Origin of the sequence: Pseudomonas fluorescens (assembly GCF_002022275.1) — a bacterium.
GTDB lineage: Bacteria > Pseudomonadota > Gammaproteobacteria > Pseudomonadales > Pseudomonadaceae > Aquipseudomonas > Aquipseudomonas fluorescens_AJ.
The window spans coordinates 180,987-199,676 of sequence record NZ_MSDF01000007.1 but is presented as its reverse complement, the minus strand read 5'-3'; the positions used below and the strand labels follow the sequence as shown (position 1 = coordinate 199,676).

Here is an 18,690-nt window from a genome sequence, read left to right as displayed (position 1 = left end):
AACTGGAATACCGAGGTGTCCGTATCGCAGGCAAGCCAGCTCCCACACAAGCCAGCTCCCACACTAAAGTACCGGCGGCGCCGCTGTCAGCTTCGGCTGGCGATACAGGTCCAGCAGCACCTGATCCAGCACCGAGGACGCGCCCCACGGTTTTGAATCGTTGAGAATCGCCACCACCACCCAGGTATTGCCATTGTTGTCGCGGCTGAACCCGGAAATGGCGCGTACGGTGTTCAGGGTGCCGGTTTTTACGTGGGCTTCACCGCGCATGGCGGTCGTTTTCAGGCGTTTGCGCATGGTGCCGTCGGTGCCGGCAATCGGCAGCGAGCTGATGTACTCGGCAGCGAACGGGCTCTTCCATGCGGCTTGCAGCATGGCCGCCATCTCACGGGCGCTGACCCGTTCGGCGCGAGACAGGCCGGAGCCGTTCTCCATCACCAGGTGCGGCGCGGTGATGCCTTTTTTCGCCAGCCACTGGCGCACGACGCGTTGTGCGGCCTTGGCGTCGTCGCCGTCGGCATCATTGCGGAACTGCGCGCCCAGGCTCAGGAACAACTGCTGGGCCATGGTGTTGTTACTGAATTTGTTGATGTCGCGGATGATTTCCGCCAGGTCCGGCGAGAACGCCCGGGCCAGCACCTTGGCGTCTTTTGGAACTGGCGCCTGGATATCACGGCCCTGGATGGTGCCACCCAATTCCTGCCAGATCGCGCGCACGGCGCCGGCAGTGTAGGTGGCGTGGTCCAGCAGCGACAGGTAAGTCTGCGAGCTGCAGCCATCGGCCAATTGGCCGCTGACGGTCACGGTGACGCTGCCGTCGGCGGCAGTCACAGGGCTGTAGCGCACATCGCCCGTGCATTGTTTGGCGTTGGAGACTTTCACCTGGTTGTCGATGCGAATGCTCGCAATCGGCGGCTCCACCGACACAATCACCCGGCCGGAATCGTTACGGGTCACGAAGCGCAGGGCCTTGAGATTGACCAGCAGGGCGTCCGGCTTGACCAGGAAGGGCTTGTTCTCGTCGTTGCCGTCATCATTGAATTCAGGCAACTGCGGCTGGTTGAAGAAGCTGCGATCGAGCACCAGGTCGCCGGTGACTTGCTGCACGCCATTGGCGCGCAAATCGCGCATCAGCAGCCAGAGTTTTTCCATGTTCAGCTTGGGGTCGCCGCCGCCCTTGAGGTACAGGTTGCCGTGCAACACGCCACCGCTGAGGGTGCCGTCGGTATAGAACTCGGTTTTCCACTGGTGGTTGGGCCCGAGCATTTCCAGGGCCGCATAGGTGGTGACCAGCTTCATGGTGGAGGCCGGGTTCACCGAAACATCGGCGTTGAACACGGTCGGAGTGCCGGGGCCGGTGAGTGGAAGCATCACCAGGGACAGCGAGGTATTGGGGATTTTGGCTTTCTGGAGGGCCTGCTGAACATTCGGTGGCAGGGTGTTATTGATCGGGGCGGCGGTGACAGAAAAGGCCAGTGGCAGAAGAACGCTGGCAAGCAGAAATGGACGCAAAGATTTGATCATAAGGAATAAAACCCTACTGCTGAGAAGGGTGAAAAAGGCGAGGGGTGTGTAAGAAAATCCCTCATTAGTCACGAAAGTGTCGGCATTATGCCCCAAGCTGGATCCACTTGTAGCTGAACGATAGCTGGTATTAAGCGTTTTTTTTGCAGGCATTATGCCGCCCGTCCCAGAGAGTCGGGCAATCGCCGCCTTAAACTGCTAAAGTGCCGCCCGTTATTACTTAAGAGGATTGTTCCAATGGCGACTAACCGTTCCCGGCGTCTGCGCAAAAAACTGTGCGTTGATGAATTTCAAGAGCTGGGTTTCGAACTGAACCTGGACTTCAAAGAAGGTTTGGACGATGAAGCGGTAGACGCTTTCCTCGAAGCATTCCTGACTGAAGCGATGGACGGCAACGGCCTGGACTACGTCGGCGGTGATGACTTCGGTCTGGTTTGCAAAGCCACCCGTGGTTCGGTCAACGAAGAACAGCGTGCCGCTGTTGAAGCGTGGCTGAAGGCTCGTCCAGAGCTGACCCGCGTTGAAGTAAGCGCCCTGTTGGACGCTTGGCATCCAGAAAAGCCGATCAATCCGGCATCCTGATGTCATGAAAAAGCGACCCTTCGGGGTCGCTTTTTCGTTGCGGGTCTTAAGCGTTTCAGGCCTTGCGCCAATTCAGTATCAGCAGCGTCAACACCCCCGCCACAATCCCCCAAAACGCCGACCCGATGGAAAACAGCGTCAAGCCTGACGCGGTGACCATAAAGGTGATCAGCGCCGCTTCCCGTTCTTTCGGCTCATTCATGGCGATGCTCAAGCCATTGATGATCGAGCCAAACAACGCCAATGCCGCAATCGACAGCACCAGTTCCTTTGGCAGGGCTGCGAACAGCGCCGCCAATGTCGCGCCAAATACACCGGCAATCCCGTAGAACACCCCGCACCACACGGCAGCGGTGTAGCGTTTGTTGCGGTCTTCATGGGCATGCGGCCCGGTGCAGATGGCTGCGCTGATCGCCGCCAGGTTGATGCCATGGGAGCCGAACGGGGCCAGCACCAGGGATGCGAGGCCGGTCGCGGTGATCAGTGGCGAGGCTGGAACGGTGTAGCCGTCGGCGCGTAATACGGCGACGCCGGGCATGTTCTGCGAGGTCATCGCCACCACAAACAGCGGGATGCCAATGCTGATGGTCGCGGCCAGCGAGAAGTGCGGCGTGGTCCACACCGGCGTCGCGACTTCCAGGTGAAAGCCGCTGAAATCCAGCAGTCCCATCAGGCCGGACAGCACGGTGCCGATGATCAGCGCCGCCAGCACCGCATAGCGTGGCGACAGGCGCTTGATGATCAGGTAGGTGAAAAACATCCCCAGCACCAGGCCGGTGCGATGTTGCGCGGCGACGAAAATCTCGCTGCCGATCTTGAACAGAATGCCCGCCAGCAGCGCGGCCGCCAGCGACGCGGGAATGCGCTTGACCAGTTTCTCAAAGCTGCCGGTCAGCCCGCACAGGGTCACCAGCACCGCGCAAGTGATATAGGCGCCGATGGCTTCGCCGTAACTCACGCCACCGAGGCTGGTGATCAACAACGCTGCGCCCGGCGTCGACCAGGCAATGGTGATCGGCGTGCGATAGCGCAGGGACAGGCCAATGCTGCACACCGCCATGCCGATGGAAATTGCCCAGATCCACGAAGAAATCTGCGCCGTGGTCAAACCGGCGGCCTGGCCGGCCTGGAACATCAGCACCAGGGAACTGGTGTAGCCGGTCATCATGGCGATAAAGCCGGCAACGACGGCCGACGCAGAAGTGTCGGCCAGTGGGCGCAAAGGCGCTTGAGTGGCGTCGGTCATGGGGAGGTGTTCCTTTTACCTGAGAAGTTGCGGAATCAAGCCTAAACTCAAACGTAACGACTCATTGCAATACAGCCGGGGCCGCAAACAGCCGTACAGTGTGTTGGCGCATCCGGTTGTGTACAATGTGCCCTGATTTTAGGTGATACTTGCCAGCAACCGTTTGTTGCCGTATTACCGTTAATTCGCCGCCGTTCTCCAAACCCGAGTGCCCATGAACGAACAGTTGCAACCTCTCAAGAAACAACCGCGAGCCGGCAAGGCCGGACGCAGCGGAACCCAGGACGATATCGTCTATGCGCATATCTTCGAGGCGATCCTCGAACAACGCCTGGCACCCGGCACCAAATTGAGTGAAGAGGCACTGGGCGAAATTTTCGGCGTGAGCCGCACCATCATTCGCCGCGCGCTCTCGCGTCTGGCCCATGAAGGCGTGGTGTTGCTGCGGCCCAATCGTGGCGCGGTGGTGGCGAGCCCCAGTGTCGAAGAAGCGCGTCAGGTGTTCCTGGCCCGTCGCCTGGTCGAGCGGGCGATCACGGAATTGGCGGTGCAGCACGCTACGGCCGAGCAGTTGGCTGAATTGCGTCAGATGGTCAACGACGAGCGCGACAGCTTCTCGCGCGGCGATCGCGGTGCGGGTATCCGCCTCTCCGGCGAGTTCCACCTTAAATTGGCTGAAGCGGCGAAGAACGCGCCGTTGATCAGCTTCCAGCGCAGCCTGGTGTCGCAGACGTCGTTGATCATCGCGCAGTACGAAAGCGGCAACCGCTCGCACTGTTCCTACGATGAACACACCCAGTTGATCGATGCGATCGAAGCCCGCGACGCGGCGTTGGCGGTGAATTTGATGATGCATCACATGGATCACATCGACAGCAAGCTCAACCTCGATGAGGAAAGTGCGTCGGATGATCTGCATGCGGTGTTCTCGCATTTGTTGCAGACCAAGAAGCCGGGGCGCTCTTCGATCAAACTCTGATCCCAATTAACAATGTGGGAGCTGGCTTTTGTGGGAGCTGGCTTGCCTGCGATAGCATCCCCTCGGTCTGACTGAATGACCGAGGTGTCTGCATCGCAGGCAAGCCAGCTCCCACAAGAAGCTGCTCCCACATTGGTTTTGTGGTGTTGCTGGAATTAGCGCTGGTGCACGAGTTGGCCCGCCGCATACGTCTGCAACACCGTCCGGTCATCCCCCAGCGTCATCAGCACAAACAACGTTTCGGCAATATTGTTCGCCTGCTTCAAGCGATAACTCAGCAGCGGCGTGGCGTTGTAATCCAGCACCAAAAAGTCCGCATCCGTACCCGGTTGCAACGTACCGATCTTGTCTTCCAGGCGCAGTGCCCGCGCGCCACCCAATGTCGCCAGGTACAGCGACTTGAACGGACTCAACCGCGCACCCTGCAACTGCATCACTTTGTAGGCTTCATTCAAGGTTTGCAGCAGCGAGAAGCTGGTGCCGCCGCCCACGTCCGTGCCCAGGCCCACATTCAATTTGTGCTTCTCGGCCATCGGCAGGTTGAACAAACCGCTGCCGAGGAAAAAGTTCGACGTCGGGCAGAACGCCACCGCTGAACCCGTCTCGGCCAGCCGCGCGCATTCGTCGTCACACAGGTGCACGCCATGGGCAAACACCGAGCGCTCGCCGAGCAGTTTGTAATGGTCGTACACGTCCAGGTAGCCTTTGCGCTCCGGGAACAGCTCCTTCACCCACTCGACTTCCTGCTTGTTCTCGCTGATGTGAGTCTGCATGTACAGGTCCGGGTATTCGCCCAGCAATTGTCCGGCGAGTTCCAGTTGCTGCGGCGTGCTGGTCGGAGCGAAACGCGGGGTGACCGCATAGTGCAGGCGGCCCTTGCCGTGCCAGCGCTCGATCAGCGCCTTGCTTTCCTGGTAGCCGGTTTCGGCGGTGTCGGTGAGATAGTCCGGCGCGTTGCGGTCCATCATCACTTTGCCGGCGATCATGCGCAGGTCGAGTTTCTCGGCGGCTTCGAAGAACGAATTCACCGACTGCGGGTGCACGCTGCCGAACACCAGCGCGGTGGTGGTGCCGTTGCGCAGCAGTTCCTTGATGAAAATATCCGCGACTTCTTCGGCATGCGCCTTGTCGGCGAACTGGCTTTCGCACGGGAAGGTGTAGGTGTTCAGCCAGTCGAGCAACTGCTCGCCGTAGGCGCCGACCATGCCGGTTTGCGGTAGATGGATATGGGTGTCGATCAGGCCGGGGGTGATCAGCGCATCCTGGTAGTGGGTGATCTCGATATCGGCAGGCAGCGTCGGCAGCAGGTCGCCGGCATGGCCAACAGCGCTGATCTGGCCGTTTTCGATGACCAGCAGACCGTCTTCGAAATATTCATAAGAGGCTTCGATCCCCACTTCAGCGGGGTCGGCGATGCTGTGCAGAATGGCGGCACGGTAGGCTTTGCGAGTCAAAGGCATGGTCGTCTCAATTCAAATGGCTTGGCTGCGGCGCGAAGCCACAAGCAGTTTGGCAATGGGTTCGGCGCTCGCGGTGTGCTGGCCGAAATTCGCGTTATAGGTGGCGATGATTTCGCCGGCGATGGAGATGGCGATCTCCACCGGCAATTTGCCCTTCACCTCGGTGAGGCCCATGGGGCAGCGCATGCGTTGCAGTTGTGCGGTGTCAAAGCCGCGATCGCGCAGGCGATGTTCGAACTTGACGCGTTTGGTCTTCGAGCCGATCAGGCCGAAGTAGGTGAAGTCATCTCGCTTGAGCAGGGCGGCGGTGAGTTCCAGGTCCAGCGCGTGATTGTGGGTCATGACGATGCAGTAACTGCCCACTGGCAGGTCGGCAATTTCGTCGACCGGCTCTTCGCTGACGATTTTACGCACGCTCTGGGGGATGTGTTCCGGAAACTCCTGATCGCGCGAATCGATCCAGCGCACCCGGCACGGCAGGCTGGCGAGCAGCGGCACCAGTGCGCGGCCGACGTGGCCTGCGCCGAACACCGCAATCTGCGCCTGCACCTGACCCATGGGTTCGAACAGCAGCACCGTCACGCCGCCGCAGCACTGGCCCAGGCTGGCGCCGAGGCTGAAGCGCTCCAGATGGGTGTTCTGCTGGCCGCGCAAGAGCATGTCGCGGGCGATCTGCATCGCCTTGTATTCCAGGTGCCCGCCGCCGATGGTGTCGAAGCTGTGCGCGGCGCTGATCACCATCTTCGAACCGGCGTTGCGCGGCGTGGAGCCAAGCTCTTCGATGATGGTCACCAGTACGCAGGGTTCGCCGCGGTTTTGCAGGTCGGCGAGGGCGCTGATCCAGTTGTTCATAGTCACCTCTTGTGGTGTCTGGGAGGGCCTCATCGCGGGCAAGCCCGCTCCCACATTTGAATGTATTCACAGATCAAAATGTGGGAGCTGGCTTGCCTGCGATGGCAGCACCTCGGTCCTAAAGCGAAGCCATCTCGGTTTCAGTCTCAACAGCCTTCGCCGCCTGCAACTGCCGCATCTGCTCACACCCCCACAACACCCGCTCCGGCGTCGCCGGCGCGTCAATCTTAGGCTGATGGCGATAGTCACCGAGGCTCGCCACGGCATCCTTGATCGCACACCACGACGCAATCCCAAGCATAAACGGCGGCTCGCCCACGGCCTTGGAATGGAACACCGTGTCTTCCGGGTTCTTGCGGTTTTCCACCAGCTTCACGCGCAGGTCCAGCGGCATGTCGGCCACGGCCGGGATCTTGTAACTGGCCGGGCCGTTGGTCATCAGCTTGCCCTTGTTGTTCCACACCAGCTCTTCCATGGTCAGCCAGCCCATGCCCTGGATAAAGCCGCCTTCCACCTGACCAATGTCGATGGCCGGGTTCAGCGAGGCGCCGACGTCGTGAAGAATGTCGGTGCGCAGCATCTTGTATTCGCCGGTCAGGGTGTCGACGATCACTTCGCAACAGGCCGCACCGAAGGCAAAGTAATAGAACGGCCGACCGCGCGACTGGCTGCGGTCATAGAAGATTTTCGGGGTCTTGTAGAAGCCGGTGCTCGACAGCGACACCTGGGCGAAATACGCCTGCTGGATCAGTGCTTCAAACGTCAGGATCTGCTCGCGCACGCGCACATGGCCATTGTGGAATTCCACGTCGGCTTCACTCACGTCGTACTTGCGCGCAGCGAATTCCACCAGGCGCTGCTTGATGATTTCCGCCGCATTCTGCGCAGCCTTGCCATTCAAATCCGCACCGCTGGAAGCAGCCGTCGGCGAGGTGTTGGGCACCTTGTCGGTGTTGGTGGCGGTGATTTGCACGCGGTCGATGTCGACCTGAAAAATCTCCGCCACCACCTGCGCCACCTTGGTGTTCAAACCCTGGCCCATCTCGGTGCCGCCGTGGTTCAGGTGGATGCTGCCGTCGGTGTAGATATGGATCAGCGCACCGGCCTGGTTAAGGAAGCTGGCGGTAAACGAAATACCGAATTTCACCGGCGTCAGCGCCAGGCCTTTTTTCAGGATCGGGCTGTGGGCGTTGTACAAACGGATCGCTTCGCGGCGCTCGGCGTATTGGCTGCTGGCCTCAAGCTCGGCGGTCATCTCTTCGAGCATGTTGTGCTCGACGGTCTGGTAGTAGTGCGTGACGTTGCGCTCGGTCTTGCCGTAGTAATTGACCTTGCGCACGGCCAGCGGGTCCAGCGCCAAGTGGCGGGCGATGGCGTCCATCACTTCCTCGATGGCGACCATGCCTTGCGGGCCGCCGAAGCCGCGATAAGCGGTATTGGACGCGGTGTTGGTCTTGCAGCGATGGCCGTTGACCGTGGCATCGCCCAGGTAGTACGAGTTGTCGGAGTGGAACATCGCGCGGTCGACAATCGAGTTCGACAGGTCTGGCGAGCAGCCGCAGTTGCCGGCCAGTTCCAGGTTGATCCCGTGCAGGCGGCCCGTGTCGTCAAAGCCCACGTCGTATTCGATATAGAAGGGGTGGCGCTTGCCGGTCATCAGCATGTCTTCGACGCGCGGCAGGCGCATCTTGGTCGGCTGGCCGGTGAGGCGCGCAACCACCGCGCACAGGCACGCGGGGCTGGCGGCCTGGGTTTCCTTGCCGCCGAAACCGCCGCCCATGCGGCGCATATCGACGACGATTTTGTTCATCGATACGTCCAGCACTTCAGCCACCAGCTTTTGCACTTCGGTGGGGTTTTGCGTGGAGCAGTAGACGATCATGCCGCCATCTTCGGTAGGCATCACCGAGGAAATCTGGGTTTCCAGGTAGAAGTGTTCCTGGCCGCCAATGTGCAGCGTGCCCTGGATGCGGTTTTTCGCCGTCGCCAATGCGCCGGCCGAGTCGCCGCGCTGGTGCGTGTGGCTGTCGAGTACGAAGTGCTTTTTACGGAAGGCTTCAACCACATCCAGCACGGGTTCGAGGTCTTCGTATTCAATCACCGCCGCCATCGCCGCCTTGCGTGCGGTTTCCAGGTCGCGGGCCGCTACGGCCAACACAACTTGACCCACAAACTGCACGGTGTCGATCGCCAACAGCGGGTCGCCAGGCATCAGCGGGCCGATGTCTTTCAGGCCGGGTACGTCTTCGTGGGTGATGGCGATACGCACGCCTTCAAAGGCGTAGCAGGGTGCGGTGTCGATGCTGATGATGCGTGCGTGGGCGCGGTCGGACATGCGCGCATACAGGTGCAACTGGTTCGGAAATTCCAGGCGGTCATCGATGTACTGTGCTTCGCCGGACACATGCTTGGCGGCGCTGTCATGCTTGACGCTGCGGCCGACGCCGGAGGTCAGGTCCTGGGAGAACAGCTCGGCGAGTTCGGCCTGGGTTTTAACGACGGCGTGATGGTTAGACATAAGCGGTCACCCGAGTCTCGATGTGCGGCGTTTGCAGTTCGATGAAGTATTTGCGCAACAGGTTCTGCGCGCTGAGCAGGCGGTATTCCTTGCTGGCGCGGAAGTCCGACAATGGCGTGAAATCTTCGGCCAGGGCGGCGCAGGCCTTTTCCACGGTGGCAGAGTTCCAGGTGGCGCCGACCAACACGGCTTCGCAGCTTTTCGCGCGTTTTGGCGTGGCGGCCATACCGCCAAACGCTACGCGGGCTTCGCTGATCACGCCGTTTTCCATCTTCAGATTGAAGGCGGCGCACACAGCGGAAATATCATCGTCAAGGCGCTTGGACACCTTGTACGCCCGGAACAGCGTGTGGCCTTTAGGCACGATGATCGTCTCGATGAACTCACTGTCCTGACGCGCGGTCACGCGGTAGTCGATGAAGTAATCTTCCAGCGCCAGGGTGCGGCGGGTGTTGCCTTTGCACAGTACGATCTGCGCGCCGAGGGCGATCAGCAGGGGCGGCGAATCACCAATCGGCGAGGCGTTGCCAATATTGCCGCCGAGGGTGCCCTGGTTGCGGATTTGCAGGGAGGCGAAGCGGTGCAGCAGCTCGCCGAAGTCCGGGTATTCGTGGTGCAGCGCGGTGTAGCAATCGGAGAGGGCGGTGGCGGCGCCGATTTCCAGGCGGTCGTCGAAGTCCTCGATACGCTTCATTTCTTCAATGTTGCCGACGTAGATCATCACCGGCAGGGTGCGGTGGAACTGGGTGACTTCCAGCGCCAGGTCGGTGCCACCAGCCAGCAAGCGGGCTTGCGGGTAGGCGTCGTAGAGATCGGCCAGATCAGCGACGGTCAACGGGACGAGGCAGCGTTTGTCGCCGCTGTTGAGTTCACCGGTCTGGGTCGGCGCGATGGCTTTGAGGCGGGCGATGGTCTGGGCCTCACGGCTGTCGAACTGATCCTGCGGTTTGTTGCAGCAGGCCTGTTCGGCGGCGGCGAGAATCGGGCGATAACCGGTGCAGCGGCACAGGTTGCCGGCCAGGGCTTCATGGGCTTTCTGACTGTCGGGGGCGTCGCTGTTTTTTTGCAGGGCGAACAGCGACATCACAAAACCGGGGGTGCAAAAGCCGCATTGCGAACCGTGGCACTCGACCATGGCTTGTTGCACGCTGTGCAGTTGGCCTTGGTGTTTGAGGTCTTCGACGCTGATCAGCTGTTTGCCGTGCAGGGAGGAGACAAACGTCAGGCAGGAATTGAGGCTGCGATAACGAATCTGTTCCACGCCGCGTTCATCGGTGTGCAACTCGCCGACCACCACGGTGCACGCACCGCAATCGCCGCTGGCGCAGCCTTCCTTGGTACCGGATTTGCCCACGTGCTCACGCAAATAGTTGAGCACGGTCAGGTTGGGGTCCAGGGCGTGCTCGCTACGGAGCTCCTGGTTTAGTAAAAACTGGATCACGGAAGGCCTCGCAGACTCATTATTGTTGTTAACCGCTTTGCGCCGAATCTAGTCATGTCTGACTTTTCGGTCAATGATTTTCTGACCAGAAGGTCAAGAAATTGCAGTTACAACTTGTTTGATTATGGTCCAGTCTTCTGGAACTGGCGTTTTCAGGGGCTTTTGGCTTTTAATCGCTGCGTGTTTCATGCCAAATTCGCCCCCGTGGGCGTAGCGCCATCAGCGGGCCAATGCGCTACACTGCCGCGCTTGTACCGATAGAAGATTTTGAAGGGAAAACATGACGTTCAAGGCGCCGGACAGTCTCGCCGAGCAAATCGCTCACCACCTCGCCGAACGTATCATTCGCGGCGATCTCAAGCCTGGGGAGCGGATCCAGGAGCAGAAAGTCACGCTGGCGCTCAATGTCAGCCGTGGTTCCGTGCGCGAAGCCTTGCTGATCCTTGAACGCCGCCACTTGATCGCGATCCTGCCGCGCCGTGGTGCCCACGTCACCGAACTCACCGCGCACAAGGTGCAGAGCCTGTGCACGCTGATGGGCGAGCTGTACATCATGCTCGGCAATGCGGTGGCCGAGGGCTGGCAGACTCAGGCCGACATGGCGCCGTTTGTGCAAATCCAGCAGCGCCTGATCGCCAGTTTCGAGCGCCAGGACATCCGCGCTTTCGTCGAAGAAAGCTTCAACGTGATGCGTGCCGCGTACCCGTTCGCCAACAACCCGTATTTGCAGGAAACCGTCGAGAACCTGCAGCCGGCGATGAACCGCGCCTATTACCTGGCGCTGGATCAACGCAAGGCCTCCATGAGCGAGTACCTGGTGCTGTTCGAGCAACTGCTCGCCGCCGTACTGGCCCGTGACCTGCCGCAGATTCGCCAGGTGTTGTCGGCCTATGGCCAGCGCAGCTGTTCGCTGGTCATCGCTGCGTTGGCGGACGCCTAAGCGTGCGGCTCAAGTGCATCAAACTGGCGGGGTTCAAATCCTTCGTCGACCCGACCACGGTGAACTTCCCCAGTAACATGGCGGCGGTGGTCGGGCCCAATGGTTGCGGCAAGTCGAACATTATCGACGCCGTCCGCTGGGTGATGGGCGAGAGCTCGGCAAAAAACCTGCGTGGCGAGTCGATGACTGACGTCATCTTCAACGGCTCCACCAGCCGCAAGCCGGTGAGCCAGGCCAGCATTGAACTGGTGTTCGACAACTCCGACGGCACCCTCGTCGGCGAATACGCGGCCTACGCCGAAATCTCGATTCGCCGCAAAGTGACCCGCGACAGCCAGAACAGCTACTTCCTCAACGGCACCAAGTGCCGCCGTCGGGACATCACCGATATTTTCCTCGGCACCGGCCTGGGCCCGCGCAGCTACTCGATCATCGAGCAGGGCATGATCTCCAAGCTGATCGAAGCCAAGCCCGAAGACCTGCGCAACTTTATCGAGGAAGCGGCCGGCATTTCCAAGTACAAGGAACGCCGCCGTGAAACTGAAAACCGCATTCGCCGCACCCACGAAAACCTCGCCCGCCTGACTGACCTGCGCGAAGAGCTGGAACGCCAGTTGGAGCGCCTGCACCGCCAGGCCCAGGCCGCCGAGAAGTATCAGGAATACAAGGGCGAAGAGCGCCAGCTCAAGGCGCAACTGTCGGCCCTGCGCTGGCAGGCGTTGAATGAGCAGGTCGGCCAGCGCGAAGCGATTATCGGCAATCAGGAAATCAGCTTTGAAGCGCTGGTGGCCGAGCAGCGCAATGCCGATGCCAGCATTGAGCGCCTGCGTGACGGCCACCATGACTTGTCCGAACGCTTCAATCTGGTGCAGGGGCGTTTCTATTCGGTGGGCGGCGATATTGCTCGCGTTGAGCAGAGCATCCAGCACGGCCAGCAGCGCCTGCGGCAGTTGCAGGATGACCTCAAAGAGGCCGAACGCGCGCGCCTGGAGACTGAATCTCACCTGGGCCACGACCGCACGCTGCTGCTGACCCTCGGTGAAGAGCTGGACATGCTCACCCCCGAGCAGGAAGTCACCAGTGCCGCAGCCGAAGAAGCCGCCGCCGCGCTGGAAGAATCCGAAACCACCATGCAAGGCTGGCAGGAGCAGTGGGACACGTTCAACCTGCAATCCGCCGAGCCGCGCCGCCAGGCTGAAGTGCAGCAGTCGCGCATTCAGCAGCTGGAAACCAGCATGGAGCGGCTGGCCGAGCGTCAACGCCGGATGCTGGAAGAGCGCGCCTTGCTCGCCGCCGACCCGGAAGACGCGGCGATCATGGAACTCAGCGAGCAGCTCGCCGAAAGCGAAATGACCCTGGAAGACCTCGAAGCCAGCGAAGAACAGCAAGTGGAGCGTCTGGAGCAATTGCGTCAGCAGCTGCAACAGGCGACCCAGGCGCAGCAGCAAGCCCAGGGCGATTTGCAGCGGCTGAATGGCCGGCTCGCATCGCTTGAAGCCCTGCAGCAGGCGGCGCTGGACCCCGGCACCGGCACGGTTGAATGGCTGCGTGACCAGCATTTGGCCGAGCGCCCACGTCTGGCGGAAGGGTTAAAAGTTGAAGCAGGTTGGGAGCTGGCGGTTGAGACCGTGTTAGGCGCCGACCTGCAAGCGGTGCTGGTGGACGATTTTGGTGGCTTCGACCTGTCCGGTTTTTCGCAGGGCGATCTGCGTTTGCTCAGCCCCGCCGCCGACGGCACGCGGGTGCCGGGCAGCTTGCTGGACAAGGTCGAGGCCGCGATTGATTTGTCGCCCTGGCTGGGGCAAGTCAAACCGGTGGATTCCCTGGAGCAGGCGTTGGCCAGACGTGGTCAGCTCGGCGCTGGTGAAAGCCTGATCAGCCGTGACGGGTTTTGGGTCGGCCGTCACTTCCTGCGCGTGCGCCGTGCCAGTGAAGCCGAAAGCGGTGTTCTGGCCCGAGGCCAGGAAATCGTCAACCTGAGCGCCGAGCGTGAAGAGCGCGAAGCGACTCTGGAAAGCCTGGAAACCGAACTGCAAACCCTGCGCGCCACCCAGCGCCAGCAGGAGACTGGCCGCGAACACTTGCGCCGTCTGCTTCAGGACGAAGCGCGTCAGCAAGGCGAACTCAAGGCCCAACTGTCCGCCAGCAAAGCCAAGGCCGAGCAACTGACCCTGCGCCGTACCCGCCTTGACGAAGAAGTCGCCGAAATGGGCGAGCAACGTGCGCTGGAACACGAACAAATCGGCGAGGCGCGCCTGCAGCTGCAGGACGCCCTCGACAGCATGGCCCTCGACACCGAGCAGCGTGAACTGCTGCTGGCCCAGCGCGACAGCCTGCGCGAACGCCTCGACCGTGTGCGCCAGGAAGCGCGTCAGCACAAGGATCATGCTCACCAATTGGCCGTGCGCCTGGGTTCGCTCAAGGCCCAGCACAATTCCACGGCCCAGGCCCTTGAGCGCCTGGAGATGCAATCCGAACGCCTCACCGAAAAGCGCGAGCAACTGAGCCTCAACCTGGAGGAGGGCGAAGCGCCTCTGGAGGAGCTGCGGCTCAAGCTTGAAGAATTGCTCGACAAGCGCATGACCGTCGACGAAGAGCTCAAGACCGCGCAGATCGCCCTGGAAGACGCCGACCGCGAACTGCGTGACGCCGAAAAACGCCGTACCCAGGCCGAGCAGCAATCCCAGCTGATCCGCGGCCAGCTCGAACAACAGCGCATGGAATGGCAAGCCCTGACCGTGCGCCGCAAAACCCTGCAGGACCAGTTGCTGGAAGACGGTTACGACCTGCACGGCGTGCTCAACACGTTGACCGCCCAGGCCAACGAGAAAGAAGCCGAAGAAGAGCTTGAGCGCATTGCTGCGCGTATCCAGCGGCTCGGTGCGATCAACCTCGCGGCCATTGATGAATACCAGCAGCAGTCCGAACGTAAACGTTACCTGGACGCGCAGAACGCCGATCTGGTCGAAGCCCTCGATACCCTGGAAAACGTGATCCGCAAGATCGACAAGGAAACCCGTAACCGCTTCAAAGATACCTTTGATCAGATTAATGGCGGTTTACAGGCGTTATTCCCGAAAGTTTTCGGTGGTGGCAGCGCTTACTTGGAACTGACGGGCGAAGATCTACTCGATACAGGGGTAACGATCATGGCGCGGCCTCCGGGCAAGAAGAACAGCACCATCCATTTGTTGTCCGGTGGCGAGAAAGCCCTGACCGCATTGGCCCTGGTATTTGCGATCTTCAAGTTGAACCCGGCGCCGTTCTGCATGCTCGATGAAGTTGACGCGCCGCTGGATGACGCTAACGTTGGACGGTATGCACGACTGGTGAAAGAGATGTCCCAGACCGTGCAGTTCATCTATATCACCCACAACAAGATCGCCATGGAAATGGCTGATCAGCTGATGGGTGTGACGATGCACGAACCGGGCTGTTCACGTCTGGTGGCGGTGGATGTCGAAGAAGCCATGGCGATGGTTGAATCCTGACCCGGGCTTTGAAAGAGAATTTTCAGCAGGGCGTAAGGTGATTGACCCGGTTGTGAAATATGGCAAATGGACATATTTGTTCAAGGCATTTTGACAGACGGTGTAAAGTTATCTTTGGTCGTGCTAGTTTAATGTCAAATTTTCGTATGCGTGGGCAAAACGTCAGTCAGAACATAGAGTTGGCGCCACGTTTTAAAGCGGTTTGCACGGTGCTAAACCCCTTATTTTTCAGCATTTTTTATTAGAGGCACGGGATTACATGGAAATCGGTCTGCGCGAGTGGCTGATCGTCATCGGCATTATTGTCATTGCCGGTATTCTTTTTGATGGCTGGCGCCGCATGCGCGGTGGCAAGGGCAAGCTTAAATTCCGTCTGGACCGCAACCTGTCCAACTTGCCTGACGACGACGGTAGCGCGGAACTGCTGGGGCCGCCCCGTGTGCTGGACAACCATAAAGAGCCGCAGCTGGACGAGCACGACTTGCCGTCGATGAGCGCGCCGGTGCGTGAAGCCCGTGAGCCGTCTTCCAAGCGTGGCAAACGTGGCGGTGCGCCGGTTGCCGAGCCGCATCAGGGCGACCTGAACCTCGACGTCGATGATGGCCCGAGCTTCAGCAGCCGCGATGACGATTTCCCCGACGAGACGCCAGCCAAGAGCAGCGCGCCGCGTCAATCGGTCAACGATCAGCCCGCCGCTGAAGAAGTCCTGGTGATCAGCGTGATCTGCCGCGACGCCGCCGGTTTCAAAGGCCCGGCGCTGTTGCAGAACATTCTGGAAAGCGGCCTGCGTTTTGGCGAGATGGATATTTTCCACCGTCACGAAAGCATGGCGGGTAACGGCGAAGTGCTGTTCTCCATGGCCAACGCGGTCAAGCCGGGCACCTTTGACCTGGACGACATCGACCTGTTCAGCACCCCGGCGGTGAGCTTCTTCCTCGGCCTGCCAGGCCCGCGCCACCCGAAACAAGCGTTCGACGTGATGGTGGCCGCAGCGCGCAAGCTGTCCCAGGAACTCAACGGCGAGCTCAAGGACGACCAACGCAGCGTCCTGACTGCCCAGACCATCGAACACTACCGTCAGCGCATCGTCGAGTTTGAGCGTCGCGCCCTGACACAGAAACGCTGAGGATTGGTTCCCAGCGTTGTCAGTAGAATAAGCGCACTACCATTGGAGCAGCTTCGGCTGCTCTTTTGCTTTCTGAGAGAACACCCATGACCGCCGCCCACACCCGCATCCTCGAATTGCGCGCTGAACTGGATCAGCACAATTACCGTTACCACGTCCTCGACGAGCCGAGCATTCCGGACGCCGAGTACGACCGGTTGTTTCATGAGCTCAAGGCCCTTGAGGCCGAGCACCCGGAGCTGGTGACGCGCGATTCGCCGACGCAACGGGTTGGCAGTGCGGCGCTGTCGGCGTTCACCCAGGTCAAGCATGAGATTCCGATGCTCAGCCTGGGCAACGCATTCGATGAAGCCACCATGCTGGAGTTTGACCGTCGGGTGACCGAGGGGCTGGATCTGCCGGTGGGCGACCTGTTTGGCGGTGGTGCAGCGGTGGAGTACAGCTGCGAGCCGAAGCTCGATGGCCTGGCGGTCAGTCTGCTGTATGAAAATGGCGAGCTGGTGCGCGGCGCCACCCGTGGCGATGGCACCACCGGCGAAGACATCAGCGTCAACGTGCGCACGGTGCGCAATATCCCGCTTAAGCTGCAGGGCAGCGGTTGGCCGGCGACCCTGGAAGTGCGCGGTGAAGTGTTTATGTCCAAGGCCGGTTTCGAGCGGCTGAATGCCTCGCAACTGGAAGTGGGCGGCAAAACCTTCGCCAACCCGCGTAACGCCGCCGCTGGCAGCTTGCGTCAGCTGGACTCGAAGATCACCGCCAGCCGCCCGCTGGAATTCTGCTGCTACGGCGTGACCACTGATATCAGCGACACCCATATCGGCAACCTGCAACAGTTGAAGAAGTGGGGCATGCCCATCAGCCACGAGCTGAAGCTGGCCAAGGGTATTCAGGATTGCCTGGACTACTACCGTGATATCGGCGAACGGCGTAACAGCCTGCCGTATGAGATCGACGGCGTGGTGTTCAAGGTCAACAGCATTGCCTCCCAACGTGAGCTGGGCTTCCGCGCCCGCGAACCGCGCTGGGCGATTGCGCATAAATTCCCGGCCATGGAAGAACTGACCGAATTGCTCGACGTGGAATTCCAGGTCGGCCGCACCGGCGCCGTGACCCCGGTGGCCCGCTTGAAACCGGTCAAGGTGGCCGGTGTGACCGTGTCCAATGCCACGCTGCACAACATGGATGAAGTCACACGATTGGGCGTGATGATCGGCGACACCGTGATCATCCGACGCGCCGGTGATGTGATCCCGCAGGTGGTCTCGGTGGTGCTTGAGCGGCGCCCGCAAACCGCCCGCGCGGTGCCAATCCCCGAGACCTGCCCGGTGTGTGGTTCCCACGTGGAGCGCACGCAACTGGTCAAGCGCAGCAAGGGCAAGGAAACCGTCAGCGAAGGCGCGGTGTACCGCTGCGTTGGGCGCCTGGCCTGTGGGGCGCAGCTCAAGCAGGCGATTATTCACTTCGTCTCGCGCCGTGCCATGGACATCGATGGACTGGGCGACAAGACCATCGAGCAACTGGTGGATGAAAAGCTCATCGGTTCGCCGGCTGATCTCTACAAACTCAAGTACGAGCAGATCATCGACCTGGAAGGCTTTGCCGATATTTCCAGCAAGAAGCTGATCACCGCCATCGAAAACAGCAAGACGCCGACCCTGGCGCGGTTTATCTACGCGCTGGGCATTCCGGATGTGGGTGAGGAAACGGCCAAGGTGCTGGCGCGCTCGCTGGCGTCTCTGGAACGTGTGCAGAAGGCCTTGCCGCAAGTGCTGACGTACTTGCCGGACGTGGGCCTGGAAGTGGCGCACGAGATTCACAGCTTCTTTGAAGACAGCCATAACCGGGAGGTTATCGGAGCGCTGCTGTCGCCGGACGAATGCGGCCTGCAATTGCAGGATCAGGGCGAGCTGAGCGCCGAGTTTGCCGCCAGCACCACCTTGGGCGGTTTGCTCGACAAGCTGCATGTGCCCACTGTCGGCCCGGGCGCTGCGCAGAAACTGGCGGATAAATTCGGCTCCCTCGAGGGCGTGATCAAGGCTGACTGGCTGGATATGCGTCAGGCCCTGCCGGAGAAACAGGCCAAGGCCGTGCGTGAGTTTTTCGACATCGCTGAAAATGCCAGTCACGCCTTGGCCATTGAGCAGCAGCTCAAGGACTTCGGCATGCATTGGGACAGCGAGAAGAAAGTCGTCGAAGGCTTGCCGGAGGCCGGGCACACCTGGGTGCTGACCGGTTCACTGGAGTTGATGAGCCGCGACGTGGCCAAGGACAAACTCGAAAGCCTGGGTGCCAAGGTGGCGGGGTCGGTCTCGGCGAAAACCCACTGCGTGGTGGCGGGGCCGGGGGCAGGTTCGAAACTGGCCAAAGCCAGCGAATTGGGCCTTAAGGTGCTGGATGAAGAAGCTTTCGTCGCCTTCCTCGCCAGGCACAACATTACCGTCTGATGATCGTTCCCACGCTCCGCGTGGGAATGCATCGGGTGACGCTCTGCTTCACGACCTTCAAGAGCGGACGCGGAGCGTCCCTGACGG

At 60.6% G+C, this 18,690-nt stretch carries 12 protein-coding genes; 6 read left to right on the top strand and 6 right to left on the bottom strand.

What is annotated here, in order from left to right; genetic code table 11:
* Positions 1-63: 63 nt before the first annotated feature.
* A complete protein-coding gene (dacB, locus tag BFW87_RS03245) occupies positions 64-1,524 on the bottom strand; it encodes a D-alanyl-D-alanine carboxypeptidase/D-alanyl-D-alanine endopeptidase (RefSeq protein WP_078738539.1) in 1,461 nt (486 codons plus the stop codon).
* 237 nt (positions 1,525-1,761) lie between these two features.
* Here dacB and BFW87_RS03240 point away from each other — a divergent pair, with 237 nt between their 5' ends.
* Positions 1,762-2,106: a YggL family protein gene (locus BFW87_RS03240; RefSeq protein WP_078738538.1), complete on the top strand. Its 345-nt coding sequence runs from the start codon at positions 1,762-1,764 to the stop codon at positions 2,104-2,106.
* 55 nt (positions 2,107-2,161) lie between these two features.
* Here the strand turns inward: BFW87_RS03240 and BFW87_RS03235 are convergent, their stop codons facing one another.
* Entirely contained in the window at positions 2,162-3,352 is a 1,191-nt protein-coding gene (locus BFW87_RS03235) for a benzoate/H(+) symporter BenE family transporter (protein ID WP_078738537.1), read from the bottom strand.
* Positions 3,353-3,566: 214 nt separating this feature from the next.
* On the opposite strand from BFW87_RS03235, the gene BFW87_RS03230 reads away from it, so the two are divergent.
* A complete protein-coding gene (locus BFW87_RS03230) occupies positions 3,567-4,331 on the top strand; it encodes a GntR family transcriptional regulator (RefSeq protein ID WP_015885332.1) in 765 nt (254 codons plus the stop codon).
* Between the two features lie 155 nt (positions 4,332-4,486).
* Here BFW87_RS03230 and guaD read toward each other — a convergent pair whose 3' ends face one another.
* The 4 genes from guaD to xdhA form a co-directional block, all read right to left on the bottom strand.
* Positions 4,487-5,791 carry a guanine deaminase gene (guaD, locus tag BFW87_RS03225; RefSeq protein WP_078738536.1) on the bottom strand — a complete coding sequence of 435 codons (1,305 nt, stop codon included), beginning with the start codon at positions 5,789-5,791 and terminating at the stop codon, positions 4,487-4,489.
* A gap of 12 nt (positions 5,792-5,803) precedes the next feature.
* Positions 5,804-6,643, bottom strand: coding sequence for a xanthine dehydrogenase accessory protein XdhC (gene xdhC, locus BFW87_RS03220; protein WP_078738535.1), 840 nt, complete (start codon positions 6,641-6,643; stop codon positions 5,804-5,806).
* Between the two features lie 118 nt (positions 6,644-6,761).
* Positions 6,762-9,161, bottom strand: coding sequence for a xanthine dehydrogenase molybdopterin binding subunit (xdhB, locus tag BFW87_RS03215; protein ID WP_078738534.1), 2,400 nt, complete (start codon positions 9,159-9,161; stop codon positions 6,762-6,764).
* On the bottom strand, positions 9,154-10,602 hold the full coding sequence (gene xdhA / locus BFW87_RS03210) for a xanthine dehydrogenase small subunit (protein WP_078738533.1): 1,449 nt from the start codon (positions 10,600-10,602) through the stop codon (positions 9,154-9,156). The genes xdhB and xdhA overlap by 8 nt, the downstream gene beginning before the upstream one ends.
* Positions 10,603-10,882: 280 nt before the next feature.
* On the opposite strand from xdhA, the gene BFW87_RS03205 reads away from it, so the two are divergent.
* The 4 genes from BFW87_RS03205 (at position 10,883) to ligA (ending at position 18,603) form a co-directional block, all read left to right on the top strand.
* Positions 10,883-11,542, top strand: a complete 660-nt coding sequence (locus BFW87_RS03205; RefSeq protein WP_078738532.1) for a GntR family transcriptional regulator — start codon at positions 10,883-10,885, stop codon at positions 11,540-11,542.
* A gap of 2 nt (positions 11,543-11,544) precedes the next feature.
* Positions 11,545-15,033, top strand: coding sequence for a chromosome segregation protein SMC (gene smc / locus BFW87_RS03200; RefSeq protein WP_078738531.1), 3,489 nt, complete (start codon positions 11,545-11,547; stop codon positions 15,031-15,033).
* 259 nt (positions 15,034-15,292) lie between these two features.
* Positions 15,293-16,159, top strand: coding sequence for a cell division protein ZipA (zipA, locus tag BFW87_RS03195; RefSeq protein WP_078738530.1), 867 nt, complete (start codon positions 15,293-15,295; stop codon positions 16,157-16,159).
* 86 nt (positions 16,160-16,245) lie between these two features.
* Positions 16,246-18,603 carry an NAD-dependent DNA ligase LigA gene (gene ligA, locus BFW87_RS03190; RefSeq protein WP_078738529.1) on the top strand — a complete coding sequence of 786 codons (2,358 nt, stop codon included), beginning with the start codon at positions 16,246-16,248 and terminating at the stop codon, positions 18,601-18,603.
* Positions 18,604-18,690: the final 87 nt, after the last annotated feature.

Excerpts from the sequence above, each read along its gene's own strand:
- dacB (WP_078738539.1), bottom strand. The coding sequence starts at position 1,524 with ATGATCAAATCTTTGCGTCCATTTCTGCTTGCCAGCGTTCTTCTGCCA.
- BFW87_RS03205 (WP_078738532.1), top strand. The coding sequence starts at position 10,883 with ATGACGTTCAAGGCGCCGGACAGTCTCGCCGAGCAAATCGCTCACCAC.
- xdhC (WP_078738535.1), bottom strand. The coding sequence starts at position 6,643 with ATGAACAACTGGATCAGCGCCCTCGCCGACCTGCAAAACCGCGGCGAA.
- BFW87_RS03240 (WP_078738538.1), top strand. The coding sequence starts at position 1,762 with ATGGCGACTAACCGTTCCCGGCGTCTGCGCAAAAAACTGTGCGTTGAT.
- guaD (WP_078738536.1), bottom strand. The coding sequence starts at position 5,791 with ATGCCTTTGACTCGCAAAGCCTACCGTGCCGCCATTCTGCACAGCATC.
- BFW87_RS03235 (WP_078738537.1), bottom strand. The coding sequence starts at position 3,352 with ATGACCGACGCCACTCAAGCGCCTTTGCGCCCACTGGCCGACACTTCT.
- BFW87_RS03230 (WP_015885332.1), top strand. The coding sequence starts at position 3,567 with ATGAACGAACAGTTGCAACCTCTCAAGAAACAACCGCGAGCCGGCAAG.
- xdhB (WP_078738534.1), bottom strand. The coding sequence starts at position 9,161 with ATGTCTAACCATCACGCCGTCGTTAAAACCCAGGCCGAACTCGCCGAG.
- zipA (WP_078738530.1), top strand. The coding sequence starts at position 15,293 with ATGGAAATCGGTCTGCGCGAGTGGCTGATCGTCATCGGCATTATTGTC.
- ligA (WP_078738529.1), top strand. The coding sequence starts at position 16,246 with ATGACCGCCGCCCACACCCGCATCCTCGAATTGCGCGCTGAACTGGAT.